Annotated in this window: 16 protein-coding genes; 9 read left to right on the plus strand and 7 right to left on the minus strand. The window is 72.1% G+C overall.

The annotated features are described in order from the left end of the window. The first annotated feature begins 8 nt into the window (after positions 1-8). Both OG570_RS28200 and OG570_RS28205 read left to right on the plus strand, forming a co-directional pair. Positions 9-1,181 carry a glycoside hydrolase family 64 protein gene (locus OG570_RS28200; protein WP_326952191.1) on the plus strand — a complete coding sequence of 391 codons (1,173 nt, stop codon included), beginning with the start codon at positions 9-11 and terminating at the stop codon, positions 1,179-1,181. A 42-nt stretch (positions 1,182-1,223) separates the two neighbouring features. Continuing rightward, the gene (locus OG570_RS28205; protein WP_247053679.1) at positions 1,224-1,436 is read left to right on the plus strand and encodes a hypothetical protein; all 213 of its coding nucleotides are present in this window, start codon (positions 1,224-1,226) and stop codon (positions 1,434-1,436) included. 203 nt (positions 1,437-1,639) lie between these two features. Here OG570_RS28205 and OG570_RS28210 read toward each other — a convergent pair whose 3' ends face one another. After that, complete coding sequence (locus OG570_RS28210; protein ID WP_326952192.1) at positions 1,640-2,176, minus strand: ATP-binding protein; 537 nt, start codon at positions 2,174-2,176, stop codon at positions 1,640-1,642. Between the two features lie 243 nt (positions 2,177-2,419). Between OG570_RS28210 and rho the strand changes: the two genes are divergently transcribed. Next, complete coding sequence (rho, locus tag OG570_RS28215) at positions 2,420-3,484, plus strand: transcription termination factor Rho (RefSeq protein WP_326952193.1); 1,065 nt, start codon at positions 2,420-2,422, stop codon at positions 3,482-3,484. A gap of 421 nt (positions 3,485-3,905) precedes the next feature. Here the strand turns inward: rho and OG570_RS28220 are convergent, their stop codons facing one another. Together OG570_RS28220 and OG570_RS28225 are read right to left on the minus strand one after the other, a co-directional pair. Next, positions 3,906-4,106, minus strand: coding sequence for a DUF3072 domain-containing protein (locus OG570_RS28220; protein WP_326952194.1), 201 nt, complete (start codon positions 4,104-4,106; stop codon positions 3,906-3,908). A gap of 164 nt (positions 4,107-4,270) precedes the next feature. Beyond that, a complete protein-coding gene (locus tag OG570_RS28225; RefSeq protein ID WP_326951029.1) occupies positions 4,271-5,323 on the minus strand; it encodes a C40 family peptidase in 1,053 nt (350 codons plus the stop codon). 366 nt (positions 5,324-5,689) lie between these two features. Between OG570_RS28225 and OG570_RS28230 the strand changes: the two genes are divergently transcribed. From OG570_RS28230 to OG570_RS28245, 4 genes are all read left to right on the plus strand, one after another. Next, positions 5,690-6,538, plus strand: coding sequence for a hypothetical protein (locus tag OG570_RS28230; protein ID WP_326952196.1), 849 nt, complete (start codon positions 5,690-5,692; stop codon positions 6,536-6,538). Next, positions 6,535-8,655: a heavy metal translocating P-type ATPase gene (locus OG570_RS28235; RefSeq protein ID WP_326952197.1), complete on the plus strand. Its 2,121-nt coding sequence runs from the start codon at positions 6,535-6,537 to the stop codon at positions 8,653-8,655. Before OG570_RS28230 ends, OG570_RS28235 begins: the two co-directional genes overlap by 4 nt. A gap of 108 nt (positions 8,656-8,763) precedes the next feature. Further along, positions 8,764-9,594: a peptidoglycan-binding protein gene (locus OG570_RS28240; RefSeq protein ID WP_326952198.1), complete on the plus strand. Its 831-nt coding sequence runs from the start codon at positions 8,764-8,766 to the stop codon at positions 9,592-9,594. Between the two features lie 136 nt (positions 9,595-9,730). Continuing rightward, entirely contained in the window at positions 9,731-10,549 is an 819-nt protein-coding gene (locus OG570_RS28245; protein ID WP_326952199.1) for an LLM class flavin-dependent oxidoreductase, read from the plus strand. Here the strand turns inward: OG570_RS28245 and OG570_RS28250 are convergent. Continuing rightward, positions 10,503-11,447, minus strand: coding sequence for a threonine/serine dehydratase (locus tag OG570_RS28250; RefSeq protein WP_326952200.1), 945 nt, complete (start codon positions 11,445-11,447; stop codon positions 10,503-10,505). The genes OG570_RS28245 and OG570_RS28250 overlap by 47 nt on opposite strands. 84 nt (positions 11,448-11,531) lie before the next feature. On the opposite strand from OG570_RS28250, the gene OG570_RS28255 reads away from it, so the two are divergent. Beyond that, entirely contained in the window at positions 11,532-12,416 is an 885-nt protein-coding gene (locus OG570_RS28255; RefSeq protein WP_326951023.1) for a LysR family transcriptional regulator, read from the plus strand. 1 nt (position 12,417) lies between these two features. On the opposite strand, the gene OG570_RS28260 is transcribed toward OG570_RS28255, so the two are convergent. After that, entirely contained in the window at positions 12,418-13,425 is a 1,008-nt protein-coding gene (locus OG570_RS28260; protein ID WP_326952201.1) for an aldo/keto reductase, read from the minus strand. A gap of 141 nt (positions 13,426-13,566) precedes the next feature. Here OG570_RS28260 and OG570_RS28265 point away from each other — a divergent pair, with 141 nt between their 5' ends. Next, the gene (locus OG570_RS28265; protein WP_326952202.1) at positions 13,567-14,415 is read left to right on the plus strand and encodes a helix-turn-helix transcriptional regulator; all 849 of its coding nucleotides are present in this window, start codon (positions 13,567-13,569) and stop codon (positions 14,413-14,415) included. Positions 14,416-14,418: 3 nt separating this feature from the next. On the opposite strand, the gene OG570_RS28270 is transcribed toward OG570_RS28265, so the two are convergent. Further along, positions 14,419-15,066, minus strand: coding sequence for an 8-oxoguanine DNA glycosylase OGG fold protein (locus tag OG570_RS28270; protein ID WP_326952203.1), 648 nt, complete (start codon positions 15,064-15,066; stop codon positions 14,419-14,421). A gap of 58 nt (positions 15,067-15,124) precedes the next feature. Beyond that, positions 15,125-16,048 (minus strand): LysR family transcriptional regulator, encoded by a 924-nt coding sequence (locus tag OG570_RS28275; RefSeq protein WP_326952204.1) that lies wholly within the window; start codon positions 16,046-16,048, stop codon positions 15,125-15,127. Positions 16,049-16,094 lie beyond the last annotated feature (46 nt).

The following is a 16,094-nucleotide window of genomic DNA, read 5'->3' on the forward strand; positions in this document are numbered from 1 at the left end:
GAGGAATCATGATCTCGCGCCGCTCGTTCCTGAGCCTTTCGGCAGCCACGCTCGCCACCGCCACCGTGCTGCCCCTGGCCCGCACCGCCTACGCCGCGACGCCGTCGACCTTCGGTCTCAAGCTGGTGAACAACTCCGGCTCCGGCACCGTGTACGCCTACGTCACCGGCACGACCCCGGACGGCCGGCTGGTCCTGCTGCGCGCCGACGGCTCGCCGTACTACCCGGACTCGCCCGGCGCCGCGCACACGCCGTTGCCCGAGGACTGCGCCATCCCGGTCGGATCCGGCGCCCAGGTCTCCGTGCCGAAGATGGGCGGCGCGCGGATCTACGTCGTCACCGACGCGAAGCTGGACTTCTTCCTCGACCCGGGGCCGGCCCTGGTGCACCCGAGCTTCCTGAACACCGCCGATCCCAACTACGAGAAGAACTGGTCGTTCAGCGAGTTCACGTTCAACGACGAGCAGCTGTTCGCCAACATCAGCTACGTCGACTTCGTCGGGATGCCGATGGGGCTGTCGCTCACGACGTCCGGCTCGGGCACGAAAACCGTCAACGGCCTGCCGTCGGGGTCGCTGGACGCGATCTCGTCGGAGCTGACGGCGCTGGGCGGCAACTGGCCGGGGCTGGTGCAGACCGGCGGCGGCGGGAACCTGCGCGCGCTGTCGCCGCACCACCACGCCGACCAGTTCGGCGGGTACCTCGACGGCTACATCGACCAGGTCTGGCAGAAGTACGAGGGCACCGACCTCGTGGTGGACTCGCAGAACCCGGGCCTGGGCACGTTCACCGGCCGCGTCACGGGCGGCCAGCTGGTGCTCGGGGCCGAGTCCTTCGCCAAGCCGGCCACCGCGGACGTCTGGAGCTGCGACAGCGGCCCGTTCGCCATCGCGGCCGGCGCGAGCGACGCGCGCAAGAGCATCATCCCGCGCCTGGCGGCGGCCCTGAACCGGACGACGTTGCTGGACAACGCGAACCAGCCGACGGCGGAGGACCCGGCGAAGTTCTACCTGGGCGACGTCACCAACCACTACGCCCGCATCGTCCACTCGAAACTGCCCGACAACCGGGGCTACGCGTTCCCGTACGACGACGTCAGCCCGGGCCCGGACTTCAGCGGCGCGGTGTTCGCCGGCGACCCGGACGTGCTGACGATCACGGTCGGGGCGACCCATGGCTGAGCCCGTTCAAAAACTGTCGGTGGTGGCGGTTAGCCTCATGGCATGAACACGGACGACGCGACGGTCCCGGCGGACCAGCTCACCAAGGGCCAGTGGTTCTGGCACGAGCCCGCCCCGGGGCTGCCCGCGTGGCAGCTACAGGTGACTTCGGCGGACATCCTGGAGGATTCCGTCGAGATCTTCACCACGGACGAGGAGCGCGAACTGGTGTCGTACCCGCGCAACCGCCTCGTGCGGCTGGCCAGCGCGGCCTGAGGTTCCCTGAAACGCGGTGGGCCTGCTCCGGCTCACCGCGTTTCTCGGCTTTCGAGCCCGCTCATTCGCATTCGATGAGCGATGCCGGAGTGACTGACGGTATTCGGCTGGTGGTCGCCCGTTGCTTCGTCAGCCGTGACGTTCTTTCATCTTGCTCGATTCCCGAATCGGTCGCCTTCGCGGCCTCATTCGACCCACGCGGGTCAGGCCGCACCCGCGTGCCGCAAGGCGGCCGGGCGCCAGGTCATCCGGACCGTCGTGCCCTGCTCGCCGGTGTCGATGTCGTACTGGTCGGTCACCTTGTCGATCAGCAGCAAGCCCCGGCCGCCCGAGGTGCGCAGGCCCGCGGTGCGGGGTCGGCTCGCGCGGGTCGCCGGGATGCCGCAGCCGGTGTCGGTGACCGTCACGGTCACGGCGTCGCCCACTCGCGCGGCCTGCAGGCGCGCCCAGCCGTGCTTGACCGGGTAGGCGTGGGCCGCGACGTTCGCCAGCGCCTCGTAGGTGGCCAGCGTGATGTCGTGCGTGCTCTCCGGGTCCAGGGGGAGGGCGGCCAGCCAGCGGATGAGCTTGCGGCGCAGGTCGGCGACGTCGTTGGGCAGCGCCGGCGCGAGTTCTTCGAAGGTCGAGCCGACCACGGTCCCGGACCCCGCGGGGAGGCGGTCGGAGGACGTGGACCCGGGTGGGCCGTCGTCGGCGGTTTCGCCGGTGTCGACGTCCGGTTCCGGGGTGTGTCGGTGCACGGTGTGCTCCCATCCGTCGGCCACGGTTCGGCGGGCTTCCCTGGAGTCCTACCCACCGCCACCGGTTCTCACGCATTGTGCTTCGGGGAAAGTCGGGCTACAGTGAAGGTGCTCCTCGCGGACGTCGGCCTTCAGGCCGCCCGGAGGAAGCTCTCGGATCCAGGCCAGCTCGGCCTCTTTCCTTTCCTTTCACGGTCCGCCGCCGTCCGCGCGCCGGCCGTTCCCCGCATTCAGGAGAAAACCATGCCTTTCCACGGAATCCTTGACGTACAAGGAAAATCCGCCTTCGTCCGCGCCGGCTACCGGCGCGCCGACGGCGACGTCACCATCCCGCTTTCCGTCGTCCGCAAGCACAAGCTGCGCACGGGCGACGAAATCACCGGCACCGCCGAGGAAATCATCAGCGTCGACGGCGTCAACCCGGCCACGCGCCGCCCGCACTTCGACGACCTCGTCCCGGTGCACCCCGACGAGCGCCTGCTGCTCGAAACCACCCCGGCACGGGTGCTGACCCGCGTCATCGACCTCGTCACCCCGATCGGCAAGGGCCAGCGCGCGCTGGTCGTCTCGCCGCCGAAGGCGGGGAAAACCACGGTGCTGAGCGAAATCGCGCACGGCATCGCCACCAACCACCCGGAGTGCAAGCTCATGGTGCTGCTCGCCGACGAGCGCCCGGAGGAGGTCACCGAGCTGCGCCGCACCGTGCGCGGGGAGGTGATCGCGTCCACATTCGACCGCCCGCCGACCGAGCACGTAGCGATCGCGGAACTGGCGGTCGAGCGCGCCAAGCGCTTGGTGGAGCGCGGCGAGGACGTCGTGCTCCTGCTCGACTCCCTGACCCGCCTGGGCCGCGCGTACAACCTGTCGGCCCGCCCTTCGGGCCGCACCCTCTCCGGAGGCGTCGACGCGGCGGCCCTGCAGCCGATGAAGCGCATCCTGGGCGCCGCAAGGAACCTCGAGGGCGGCGGTTCCCTCACGATCATCGCGACCGCGCTGGTGGAAACCGGTTCACTGGCCGACACGGTGTTCTTCGAGGAGCTGAAGAGCACGGGCAACGCCGAGCTGAAGCTGGACCGCCGCACGGCGGAACGCCGAGTCTTCCCGGCGGTAGACCTGGCCGCATCCGGCACCCGCCGCGAGGAACTGCTGGTAACACCGGAGGAATTGGCCGCAATGCGCGACGTCCGCCGAGCACTGCAGGGCCCGCACGCGGTGGAGCAACTGCTGGACCAGCTACGCAAGACAGGCTCGAACGCCGAGTTCCTGCTGCGCGTGACCGGCGCGGCCGCACTGCCCCAGGCCGCCTGAGTCCGCTCAGCCACAGTGCCGTTCGGCTGCAGTGCCCGCGCAGCTGCTGCGCGCCCTGCTCAGCCGGGCCAGTTCGGTTCGTGCCGCTATAGCCAGCCCGGCCGGATATCCGGCCGGTCGTTGAACTCGCTGCCGAGTGCCGACCGAGCCAATCGCTGGCCGGCTCAAGCGCTCGCGCCGCCCGATCGGGCCAGTTCGGCCCGCCACCGAGTGTCAGCCGACCCAAAGCGCCAGCCGACCCAGCTCTGGCCAGCCCAAGCGCTCGTCCGCCAGCCGCCAGCCGCCGGGTACCGGTCAGCCGCCGCAGCCAGGTGCCGCTTCGGCCGCCGTCGCACCTCAGCCGATGCCTGTCTGCGCAACCGCCGCGGACACGCTCAAGACCCGCAGCCGCCGCCGGTCCACGCAGCCGCCCCGACCACGCTCAAGCGCCGCGGCCGGTGGTCTGCTGCAGCTCGTCGATGCGCCTCGATGCCTCGGCCTTCGTCAGGTCCTCCGGCACCTCCTGCCCCGCCTCCTGGGCGAGCGTCTGCAGGTAGGACTTCTGCGGCCCGGTCATCGGCTCGTCGCCGGTGGTCCAGTCGCTCGGGTCCTTCTCCGGGTTGGGTTCCGGCTGTTCGGTCATCACCACTCCATTCGAACGTCTGTTCGCCTGAGTCCGACTGTAACCCAGAGCCCCGACAATTTCCGTGCACGTCCCCGCGGAGGAGTTTCCCCGCGAATCCCGTCCGGAAACGCGAAATCCGTCCACCGCGGTGTGAAGACCACTGTGGACGGATTCGCGAAACGTCAGGCCGTCGGGCGGGTCGCTCCGGCGTACTCGCTCATCAGCGGGGAGATCTTGACCACGTCACCACTGGTGGGGGCGTGGACCATCTTTCCGTCGCCGATGTACATCCCGATGTGCGATACCGGGGAGTAGTAGGCGACCAGGTCGCCCGGCTGCAGCTGGTCGCGCGACACCGACGTGCCGAAGCCCGCCTGCGCCGCCGAGTTGCGCGGCAGGGTGATGCCGGCCTGCTTGTAGGCCCACTGCATCAGGCCCGAGCAGTCGAACGTGCTCGGTCCGGTCGCGCCCCAGACGTAGGCGCTGCCGAGCTTGCTCAGCGCCGCGTTGACCGCGGTCTGGGCGGCCCCGGTCGCCGCCTTGACGGTGGGGGCCTTGCCGCCGGTGTCCTTCTGCGCGGCCTTGTCGGCCGTGCTGAGGGTCTTGCTCTGCGCCTCGATCTGGTCGATCTGGGTCTGCAGGTTCTTCTTCTTGCCCTCGATGTCCGAGGTCAGCTTGGCCGCCGCGTCGCGCGCGTCGGTCGCCTTCTTCGCGGCGTCTGTCGCCGTCTTCTCGGCGGTCTTGGCCTTCTCGGCCGCGCCGCTGAGGTTGTCCATCGCGGAGTTCTTGTCGGTCGCGATGACCTCGAGGGCCGACGAGCGGTCCAGGAAGTCCTGCGTCGACGTGCCGGCCAGCAGTGCGGACAGCTTGTTGAGCTGGACGCCGCTGGTGAACGACGCGTTGGCGAACTTGTCCACCTGGGACTGGTACTTCTGCTTCGCGTCGGCGGCCTCGGCGCCCGCGGTCTTCGCCGCGTCGACGTCGGTGGTGGCCTTGTCGAGCTCACCCTGCTTGGTGGTGAGGTCGGCCTGGGCCTTGAGCAGGTCTTCGTTGAGCTTCTCGGCCTGCGCCGCGAGGTCGCGGTACTTGGCCAGGGCCTCCGACCCGGTGGGCGGAGCCTGAAGGGCGGGGATCGGGGCGGCGGTGGCCGCGGGGTCCGCGACGGTGATCACTGCGATCACCGCGGCGGCCGCGAGGGCACCTGACACCACGCGCTTGACGGGATGCGAATGCACGGTCGCGCGGGTCTCCTTTGCTGTTCGGCCGCCGGTCGGGACCGGGGCGGCGAGTCGGGGGCCTCGTCCGCACTGCCCCGTCACGGTGCGCGCTCTCCCGCAACAGGTGAGCCACGCGGTGTGGGGGTCCGGTACCCGGCAGGGGGGTATCGGCGGCGATCTCGCGTAGCCACCTGTCGGCGGCGCGGGGCCGCGAGATCTCGAACAGGTTACGAAAAGAACACGGGGGAGTCCAGGGGGTTCGCGTCGGAACTCTCCGTGACGGCCGGAATCATCGCTGGACCAGGTGCGCTGCGAAAACTTGTGTCCGGTCTGACAGGCCGTGACGGCATTGCTTACCCTACCCCCCTAGGGTATATCTGAGGCATGAGCACCACCTCAGCGAAGCTTTCCGCCTACAGCGCGGCGCTCGTCCTGGTCGCCGGGGGAGCCTGGGCGCTCGGGACCGCCGCCGGTCCCTTCCCCCAGGCCGAGGCCCACGGCGACACCCACGGCGACACTCACAGCGAAGCCGTCGTCGACCTGCCCGGCGGCCTGGCGTCGGCCCAGGACGGCTACGCCCTGACGCCTGCCACCACGACGCTCACGCCGGGCGCGGCCACCCGCTTCACGTTCCGCATCACCGGCCCTGACGGCGCGCCCGTGACCGCGTTCGACGTCGAGCACGAGAAACGGCTCCACTTCATCGTCGTCCGCCGGGACACCGCCGGTTACCAGCACCTGCACCCCGACCTGGGCGCCGACGGCACGTGGACCGTGCCGCTCACCGTCGCCGATGCGGGCAGCTACCGCGCCTTCGCCGACTTCACGCCTTCGGGTGCGAAGCCGCTGACGCTCGGCGTAGACCTCGTCGCGCCGGGGGTGTTCCAGCCGGTCGAGCTTCCGGAGACGCGCGTCGCGGACGTCGACGGCTACCACGTCCGGCTCGATGGCGACCTCGTCGCCGGGCGGGCGTCCCGGCTGACGGCGACCGTCACCGAGGACGGCCGTCAGGCCACCGACCTGCAGCCCTACCTGGGCGCGGCCGGCCACCTCGTCGCGCTGCGCGGCGGCGACCTGGCGTACCTGCACGTCCACCCGGCCGGGCCCGGGCTCACCTTTGTGGCCGAGGTGCCGTCGGCCGGCACCTACCGGCTGTTCCTGGACTTCCGCCACGGCGACGTCGTCCGCACCGCCGCGTTCACCGTCACCACCGGAAAGGGGGCACCGCGATGACCGTCGACCTCGCGATCACCGGCATGACCTGCGCGTCCTGCGCGATGCGGATCGAGCGCAAGCTCAACAAGCTGGACGGCGTCACGGCGACCGTCAACTACGCCACGGCGAAGGCGAAAGTCGCCTACTCCGGCGACGTCGAGCCGAAAGACCTGGTGGCGCAAGTCGAAGCGGCGGGCTACCGCGCGAAACTGCCCGCCGACGAGCCACCGGCAGCCGACGAAGACGACGGCACGCGGACCTTGCGGCAACGGCTCGTCGTCTCGGCCGTGCTCGCGGTGCCGGTGATCCTGCTGGCGATGGTGCCCGCGTGGCAGTTCACCTACTGGCAGTGGATTTCGCTCGCCCTCGCCGCGCCCGTGCTGGTGTGGGGCGCGTGGCCGTTCCACCGCGCCGCGTTCGCCAACCTGCGCCACGGCGCCGCCACGATGGACACGCTCATCTCGCTCGGCACCCTGGCCGCCTTCGGCTGGTCGCTGTACGCGCTGCTGTTCGGCACCGCGGGCGCCCCCGGCCTGCGGCACCCGTTCGAGCTCACCGTCGAGCGGATGTCCGGCGACGGCGCGATCTACCTGGAGGTCGCCGCCGGCGTCACGACGTTCATCCTGGCCGGGCGCTACTTCGAGGCCCGCGCCAAGCGACGCGCCGGTGCCGCGCTGCGGGCGCTGCTCGACCTCGGCGCCAAGGACGTCGCGGTCCTGCGCGACGGCCGTGAGCTGCGGATCCCGGTCGGCGAGCTGGCCGTCGGCGACCGGTTCGTGGTGCGGCCGGGGGAGAAGGTGGCCACCGACGGCGTCGTCGAGGACGGCGGGTCCGCGATCGACGCGAGCCTGCTGACCGGCGAGAGCGTGCCGGTCGAGGTCGGGCCGGGCGACGCCATGGCGGGCGCGACGGTCAACGTCGGCGGCCGGCTCGTCGTCCGGGCCACGAAGGTCGGCGCCGACACGCAGCTGGCGCGGACCGCGCGGCTCGTGGAGGCGGCGCAGACCGGGAAAGCGCAGGTCCAGCGGCTCGCGGACCGCGTCTCGGCGGTGTTCGTCCCGATCGTCATCGCGCTGGCCGTGGCGACACTCGCCTTCTGGCTCGGCGCGGGCGGGACGCCGTCGGCCGCGTTCACCGCCGCGGTCGCGGTGCTGATCATCGCCTGCCCGTGCGCGCTGGGCCTGGCCACGCCGACGGCGCTGCTGGTCGGCACCGGCCGCGGCGCCCAGCTCGGGATCCTGATCAAGGGCCCGGAGGTGCTGGAGTCGACCCGGCGCGTCGACACCGTCGTGCTGGACAAGACCGGCACGGTGACGACCGGCCGGATGGCGCTGGTCGAGGGCGACGGCGAGGTGCTGCGGCTCGCGGGGGCCGTCGAGGCCGCGTCCGAGCACCCGGTGGCCCGCGCGATCGCGGCCGCCGCCCGGGAGCGCTTCGGCGTGCTGCCCGCGGTGTCGGAGTTCCGGAGCACGCCCGGGCTGGGCGTGACCGGCGTGGTCGAGGGCCGCGCGGTGCGCGTCGGGCGGGCGGACGCCGCCGGGGCCGAGCTGACCACGGTCGCCGTGACCTGGGACGGCGAGGTCCGCGGCACGCTGGCCGTGGCCGACACCGTCAAGCCGACGTCGGCCGAGGCGGTCCGGCGGCTGCGCGGGCTCGGGCTGACGCCGATCCTGCTGACCGGCGACAGCGCCGTCGTCGCCCACGCGGTGGCCGCGGAGGTCGGGATCGAGCGCGTGATCGCCGAGGTGCTGCCGCACGACAAGGCCGCCGTCGTCGAGCGGCTCCAGGCGGAAGGGCACGTGGTCGCCATGGCCGGCGACGGCGTCAACGACGCGGCCGCGCTCGCCCAGGCCGACCTGGGGCTGGCCATGGGCACCGGCACCGACGTCGCGATCGAGGCGGCCGACCTGACGCTCGTGCGCGGTGACCTGCGCGCGGCGGCCGACGCGATCCGGCTGGCGCGCCGGACGCTGCGAACGATCAAGGGCAACCTGTTCTGGGCGTTCGCCTACAACGTCGCCGCGCTGCCGCTCGCCGCCGCGGGCCTGCTCAACCCGATGATCGCCGGCGCGGCGATGGCCGTCAGCTCGGTCTTCGTCGTCATGAACAGCCTGCGTCTGCGCCGTTTTGACTAAGCACGGCCGAGCCAGCACGGATGGGTGATTGGAGCCCGTTTGTACGTCCCTTGTATCCGTTCGCGTGATCCTGATGGCGGCAGGGATTCCGACGAGTGGAGGACAGGGATGTTCACGAAGGCCGCCGTGTTGACGGCACTCATCGCCGCGACGCTCGCTGTGGCGGCGCCGGCCCAGGCCGCGCCCGCGGTCGCAGCCGCGCTGCCCACGGCGAACATGGAGGCCGTGCTCAAGGCGGCCCAGATCGACCCGCGCCGCGCCGACGACACCCAGACGCCGGGTGCGCACGCCAGTGTCCTGCTGGTCGAGCAGGCGTTGCAGGCGAAGGGGCTGCTGGACAGCAAGTACGTCGACGGCTACTTCGGCACGACGACGATCACGGCGTACTCGCAGTACCAGAAGTCGTTGGGCTACACCGGGATCGACGCTTCGGGCCTGCCCGGCAAGACGTCGCTGGAGAAGCTGGGCGCGAGCCGCTACACCGTGACGAGCGCGGTTTCCGCGGGCAGCCGCGTGGCCTACCGCGGGGTCACGATCAACACCCGCACCAAGGCGATGCTGCTGGCGGCGGAGAAGATCGCAGGCTTCACCGTCAGCCTGACCCAGGGTTCCTACAACCCGGGCGGGGTCGACGCTTCGGCCGGGACGCACGACGGCGGCGGCGCGATGGACATCTCGGTGTCCGGCATGTCGGCGGCGACCCGCACGACCCTGCTGAAGGCGCTGCGCAACGTCGGGTTCGCGGCCTGGTACCGCACGCCGGACCAGGGTTTCGCCTACCACATCCACGCGATGGCGATCTCCGACCCGGACCTCTCGTCGGGCGCGCAGCACCAGACGGGCGACTACTACCTGGGCAAGAACGGCCTGGCCGGCCGCGGCGCCGACGACGGCCCCTCGGTCACGAAGGTCACCTGGGAGGAGTACCAGCGCGGCTGACGCTGCGCTTGAAGGCCGTGAAGGCCCCCTTACCGGCCATAAGAGCCGGTAAGGGGGCCTTCACGGCGTTCGTGGTGGCACGGCCGGGCGCGGCGGTGGTTTGATCGGGTCAACGACACAAGCGGGGGTTGATCCGATGGCTGAGAAGGCGTTCCGGTTCGGTGTGGTCGCGGCGGCCCAGGAGGGCGGCGCGAAGTGGCGGGAGACCGCGCGCCGGGCCGAAGAGCTGGGGTACTCGACCCTGCTCTCGCCGGACAACCTGAACCTGCCGACCCCGACGGCGTCGCTCGCGACGGCCGCCGCGGTCACGACGACGCTGCGGGTGGGCTCGTTCGTGCTGGCCAGCCCGCTGCGCACGGCACGCGCGGCCGCCTGGGAAGCGCACAGCCTCACGGCGATGACCGACGGCCGGTTCGAGCTGGGCCTCGGCACCGGCCTGGCGTCGATGCGCCAGCAGGCCGAGGAGCTGGGCCTGCCCTACGGCACCGGCCAGGATCGGCTCGACTCGATCTCCGAGACGATCGACCACGTCCGCCGCCTCGACGGTGACGCGCACACGCCGGTGATGCTCGCCGCGGGCGGTCCCAAGGCCCGCCGGCTCGCCGCGGCGAAGGCCGACATCGTCACCCTCGCCGGGGGCGTGCTGACCACCCGCGACGAGTTCGCGTCGCACGTCGAGGAGATCCGGACCGCGGCCGACGGCCGTGACATCGAGCTGGCCATGAACATCTTCGTCGTCGGTGAGGTCGTCCCGCCGTGGATCCGCGGGTTCATCGGCGTCGACGCCGCGACGCTCATCGAGCACGACTCGCTCACCATGCTGCGCGGCAGCGTCGACGACATGGCGGGCGAGCTGGAACGCCGTCGCGACGAGCTCGGCGTCTCCTACGTCAGCGTCAACAGCGCCTTCATCGAGGAGTTCGCGCCGCTGGTGGCGCTGCTGACGGGGAAGTGAGCGTCGCGGGGTCGGTGTTGCCGCCGCAGAGCAGGACGGCGACGCGCTCGCCGGGCGTGGGCACGTAGGCGCCGCTGAGCAACGCGGCGTAGGCCGTGGCCCCGCCCGCTTCGACGGCGAGGCGGTAGCGGTCCCACAGCGTCGTCCGGGCTTCGGCGATCGCGGCGTCCTCGACCAGCACCGACCCCGCGCCCGTGCGGGTGGCGACCGCGAAGGCGATGTCCCCGAGCCGGGACGCGCCGAGTGAGTCGGCGGCCAGGCCGGACACCGCGACCTGGACCGGTTCACCGGCTTCGAGAGCCGCGTGGAGCGTCGGGATCGTGCGCGGCTCGACGCCGACCACGCGCGCCCGGCCCTCGACCGCCGCGGCGATGCCGGCCAGGAGCCCGCCGCCGCCGACCGCGACCAGGATCGTGTCGAGCTCGTCCACCTGCTCCAGCAGTTCCAGCCCGGCCGTGCCCTGGCCGGCGCAGATCTCGGGCTGGTCGTAGGCGTGGCAGAACAACGCGCCGCTGTCGGCCGCGTGCTTCACCGCCGCGTCGTAGGCGTCGGCGTACTTGTCGCCGACGAGCTCGACGGCCGCGCCGAGCGCGTGCAGCTTCGCCACCTTGACCTCGGGCGCGGTGGCCGGGACGAAAACCCTTGCGGGGACACCGAATTCGCGGGCCGCGTGGGCGACGGCGAGGCCCGCGTTGCCGCCCGACGCGGCGACCACCCCGGCCGCCGCGATGTCACCGGCCGCCAAGATCCGGTTGAACGCGCCGCGGGCCTTGAACGACCCGGTGTGCTGCAGGTGTTCCAGCTTGAACCACATACCGTCGGCCGCGAAGACCGGCGTCCGGCGGACCCGGCCGTGGATCCTCGTGGCGGCGCGTTCGACGTCCGAAGTGCTGATCATGACTTCAGCATGCGCGCGCCCGGCCGTAAGCACCAGCGACGTCTCCTATGCTCGCATTAGCAACGCTTACGGCTGGAGGCTCCCGTGCTCGACGCCCACCGCCTGGCCCTGCTCGCCGAGGTCGCGCACGCCGGGTCCATCGCCGGTGCGGCACAACGGCTTTCCTTCACGCCGTCCGCCGTCTCGCAGCAGCTGGCCAAGCTCGAACGCGACGTCGGCGCCCCTTTGGTGCACCGCAACCCGCGCGGCGTCACGCTCACCGCCGTCGGCGAAGCTCTGCTCACCCACGCCGAAACGATCGTCGGGGAGCTGCGGACCGCCGAGCGGACCGTGCGGGCGCTGCTCGGCGAGGAGCCGGCGCAGCTGACCGTCGGCACGTTCGCCAGCGCGGGCGCGACGCTCGTCCCGGCCGCGCTCGCGGGCTTCCGCGAGGCCCACCCGGCGGTCGCGCTGCGGCTGCTGGACCTGGAGCCGCCCGACGGCTACGGCCTGGTCAGCTCGCGCGAGCTGGATCTCCTGATCACCCACCACTATCCCGGCGCGGTCCTGCCCGACCCGCGTGGGCTCGAACGCTCGTTGCTGCGCTCGGAACGGTTCCGCCTGATCCTCCCGGTGGGCCACGCGAAAGCGGCCGTCCGCCGCCTCACCCTGCGCGGGCTCGCGGGGGAGGACTGGATCTCGGGCAGCCCCGGCGTGCCCAACCGGGTGTGCCTCGAGCAGCTCGCCGACGCCGCGGGGGTGCGGCTGCGCGTCGCCCACGAAAGCCGTGACTACCAGGTGATCCTGGCGCTGGTCGAGGCCGGGCTGGGGATCGCGTTCGTCCCGGAGAGCGTGCTGGAACGCGCCGGCGGCGCCCGGATCGAGGTCCGGGACGCGGCCGACGCCCGCCCGGCCCGCGACGTCTTCCTGGTGCACCACAAGCGCCCGGGCCGGCTGGTGACGGAGATGGCGGACCGGCTCCGGGCGTGACTCAGCGGCGTCGAAGCCTCGGGTTCTCGATCGCCGGCGCCGCCGCCTGGTAGTTGTCGTGCCGGTTGACCTCGGTGCCGGGCGGGACGATCTCGTCGATCCGGTCGAGCACGTCACCGGGCAGCGGGCCTTGGGCGGCCAGCAGGTCGTCGAGCTGCTCCGGTGTGCGCGGGCCGATCAGCACCGACGTCACGGCCGGGTGGCTCAGCACGAACCGCACCGCGAGGTGCGCCAGCGGCAGGCCCGCGTCGCCGGCGAGCTTCCGGAGCCGCTCGACGGTTTCGGCCCGCGCGCGGTTCTCCGGGACGGCCGGGTCGAACACCTCGGGAGCCATCCCGGCGCGGTGGCTGCGTGCCAGGTCGCGGTCGGTCAGCCAGCCGCTGGACAGCGGCCCGTAGGTCAGGACGCCCATGCCGTGGCGCTGGGCCGTCGGCAGGACGTCGTTCTCGATGATCCGGGTGAGCATCGAGTACCGCGGCTGCTCGGTGCGGAACCGGTGGTGCCCGCCGCGCCGCGCGGCCCACTGCGCCTCGACCATCAGCTCGGCCGGGAACGTCGAGGACCCGATCACGCGCACCTTGCCCGCGCGGACGAGATCGGACAGCGCGCCCAGCGTCTCGTCGATGTCGGTCAGGTGGTCGGGGCGGTGCTGCTGGTAGAGGTCGATGTGGTCGGTGCCGAGCCGCGTCAGGCTGGCTTCGACGGCCCGCTTGATCCACCGCGGCGAGGCACCGGCCTGGTTGGCGTCGGGACCCATCGGCATCGAGAACTTCGTCGCGAGCACGACGTCGTCACGGCGGCCCTTGAGCGCCTCGCCGACGATCACCTCCGACTCGCCGTGGGAGTAGACGTCGGCGGTGTCGACGAAGTTGATTCCGGCGTCGAGCGCCGCGTGGATCATCCGCACCGATTCGGCGCGGTCGGTGTTGCCCATCGCGCCCAGCATCATCGCGCCGAAGGCGAAGCGGCTGACGGAGATGCCCGTGCCGCCCAGGATTTCGCGTTCCATCTCGGGTCTTCCTTCTCGGGAGCTGGTTCTGCTTCCAGCTAACCGCCGGCTCCGGCCGTTCGACGTCGCGAGAGGGGCATGGCTCGACCGGGGGTCCAGCAGACCCCCGCACGCGCGCGGCGCCCGATCTAGGCTGGCGGGATGAGCGAGGACAACCCGGAACTGCGGGACTTCCTGCGCGCCCGCCGGGCCCGGGTGACGCCCGCCGACGCCGGGCTCCCGCCGGAACCCGGTGTGCGGCGCGTGCCCGGGCTGCGGCGGGAGGAGGTCGCGCGGCTGGCCGGGGTGAGCGTCGACTACTACGTCCGGCTCGAACGCGGCCGGAACCTGAACGTCTCGGAGTCGGTGCTCGACGCGATCGCGCGAGCCCTGCAGCTGGACGAAACCGAGCGGCGGCACCTGGTCGCGCTGGCCAAGCCGAGCCGCCGCCGGCCGCGGACCCCGGCACCCCAGCGCGTCCGCCCCGGGCTGCTGCGGATCCTGGAGACCCTGACCGACGTCCCGGCGATGGTCACCGGCCGGCGCCTGGACGTGCTGGCCGCCAACCGCCTGGCGAAGGCGCTCTACCGCGACTTCGACGCGCTGCCGCCGCGCGAGCGCAACATGGCGCGGTTCGTCTTCCTCGACCCGCTGGCCCGCGAGCTGTACGCGGATTGGGAGTCGTCGGCGCGCAGCGTGGTGGCGACGCTGCACCTGTACGCGGGCCGCAACCCCCACGACCCGGCCCTGGCCGAGCTGATCGGCGAGCTGTCGGTGCGAGACCAGGATTTCCGCGTCTGGTGGGCGGACCACGACGTCTACCAGCGCACCCACGGCACGAAGCACTACCGGCACCCGGTGGTGGGGGACCTGATCCTGGGCTACGAAGCGTTGGCCCCGACGGGCGACCAGGACCAGGTGCTGGGAGTCCACACGGTGGAGCCGGGCTCCCCTTCGGAGGCGACGCTGAGGCTGCTGGCCAGCTGGACGGCGGAACCGGCAACGCCTTGACCGTCAGCCGAGCGGGCGCCAGCACCCGGTGAACAACGCCATCTCGACGCGGTCCGGTTCGCCGCCGTACTCGGTACGGCCGGCTTGCTCGGCGGCCCAGAGCAGGTAGTCCCGCCAGGTGCCGGTCGACCACCCATAACTGAACCGCCGGGCGGCACCCGCCTCGGGCGGCAGCCGTGCCGCCACGACACTGTCGAGGATCAGCGGCTGGGGACCGCCGTGGCCGCGGCGATAGCCCGCGAAGTAGAGGATCTTGGTGAAGAACGCCGGGCCGAGGCCCTTGAGTTTCGCCGTGGTCCGCAACTGCTCGTAGCAGTCGAGCAAGGTCGCGAGAGGGACGAGTTCGGCGCGCAGGCCGGCCAGGGCGGTGTCGAGGTGATCGGCGGCCTGCTCGTGGCGAAGGATCTTGTTCGTTCGATGCGGGCCATAGCCGCGAATCCCGTAGCCCCAAGCCAGCACGCCGGCCGCGAACTGCACGCTCGTCACCTCCCCCGATCGCCAGCGCCGGGCGAGGGCGAACACGTCGGCGCGCCACACCTGCCCGCTGAGGGCGAACTCGTCAGGCCAAGCACCGGCCGGGAGCCGGGCAGCCCATCGGGAGGGGTCGACCGTGATCGTTTCCGGTTCGCCAGGCAGTGCGAGGTTCGACATGTGCATGAGGTCGCTCGCCGCGGCGGCACTGTTTCGACAGGGCAGGGCGCCTTGAGCGTCAGCCGACCGGGCGGAGGGCGGTGGTGAAGCGGGCCGAGGCCTCGCCCAACGCGTCCAGGCAGGCCCGGACCGCGCCGTGGTCCTCCTCGCCCGCTCGGCAGATCGCGTAGATCGTGCGGGTCAGGGCCGGGCGGGTCGTCAGGATGCGGACGCCTTCCGGGAGCCGCTCGCGGGCCAGGCGGGGGACCAGGGCCGCGCCGAGGTTGCCCGCCACCAGGGCCAGCTGGGTCGGGTAGCTGCCCACCGTGCAGCTGATCCGCGGGTCCAGCCCCTGCTTGCGCAGGACCTGGACCAGCCAGTCGTGGCAGCCGGAGCCGGCGCTCCAGCCGATCCACGGCAGGTCGTCCACTTCGGACAGATCCACGGCCTTGCGGTGCGCCAGGCGGTGACCGGCCGGCAGGGCGAGGTCCGCGACGTCGGAGAACAACGCGATCCTCGTCGTCTCCGGCGGGAGGACCGTCGGGCGGTCCGCCCAGCTCTCCAGCACCGCGACGTCGAGGTCGCCGGCCAGGACGCGGGGCATCGTCTGCTCGGCCTCGCCCTCGTGCAGCGTCACCTCCAGCCGCGGGTGCTGCACGGCCAGCGTCGCCAGCGCGGGCGGCAGCAGCGCGTGCACGGTCGTCGGGATCGCGCCGACCCGCAGCGGCCCGATGACGTCCTCGCGCAGCAGCTCCAGGTCGGTTTTCGCCTCGGCGACCTGCGCGAGGATCCGCTCGGCGTGCCCGGCCAGCACCTGGCCCGCCTTCGTCAGCCGGACGCCGCGGCCGCGGGACTCCAGCAGCGGCTGCCCGGCCTCCCGTTCCAGCTTCGCCAGCTGCTGGGAGACACCCGACGGCGTGACGTGCAGGGAGGCGGCCGCCGCGGCGACCGAGCCCTGGGTGGCGAGGGCGTGCAGCGCCCGCATCCGCTCGAGTCCGAACACGGTAGTGATGCTACCGGATTCCGCGCAGAAACATTCGCTTGTTCTT

The sequence above is a fragment of the Amycolatopsis sp. NBC_01286 genome, assembly GCF_035982555.1.
In the GTDB taxonomy this organism is placed as follows: Bacteria; Actinomycetota; Actinomycetes; order Mycobacteriales; family Pseudonocardiaceae; genus Amycolatopsis.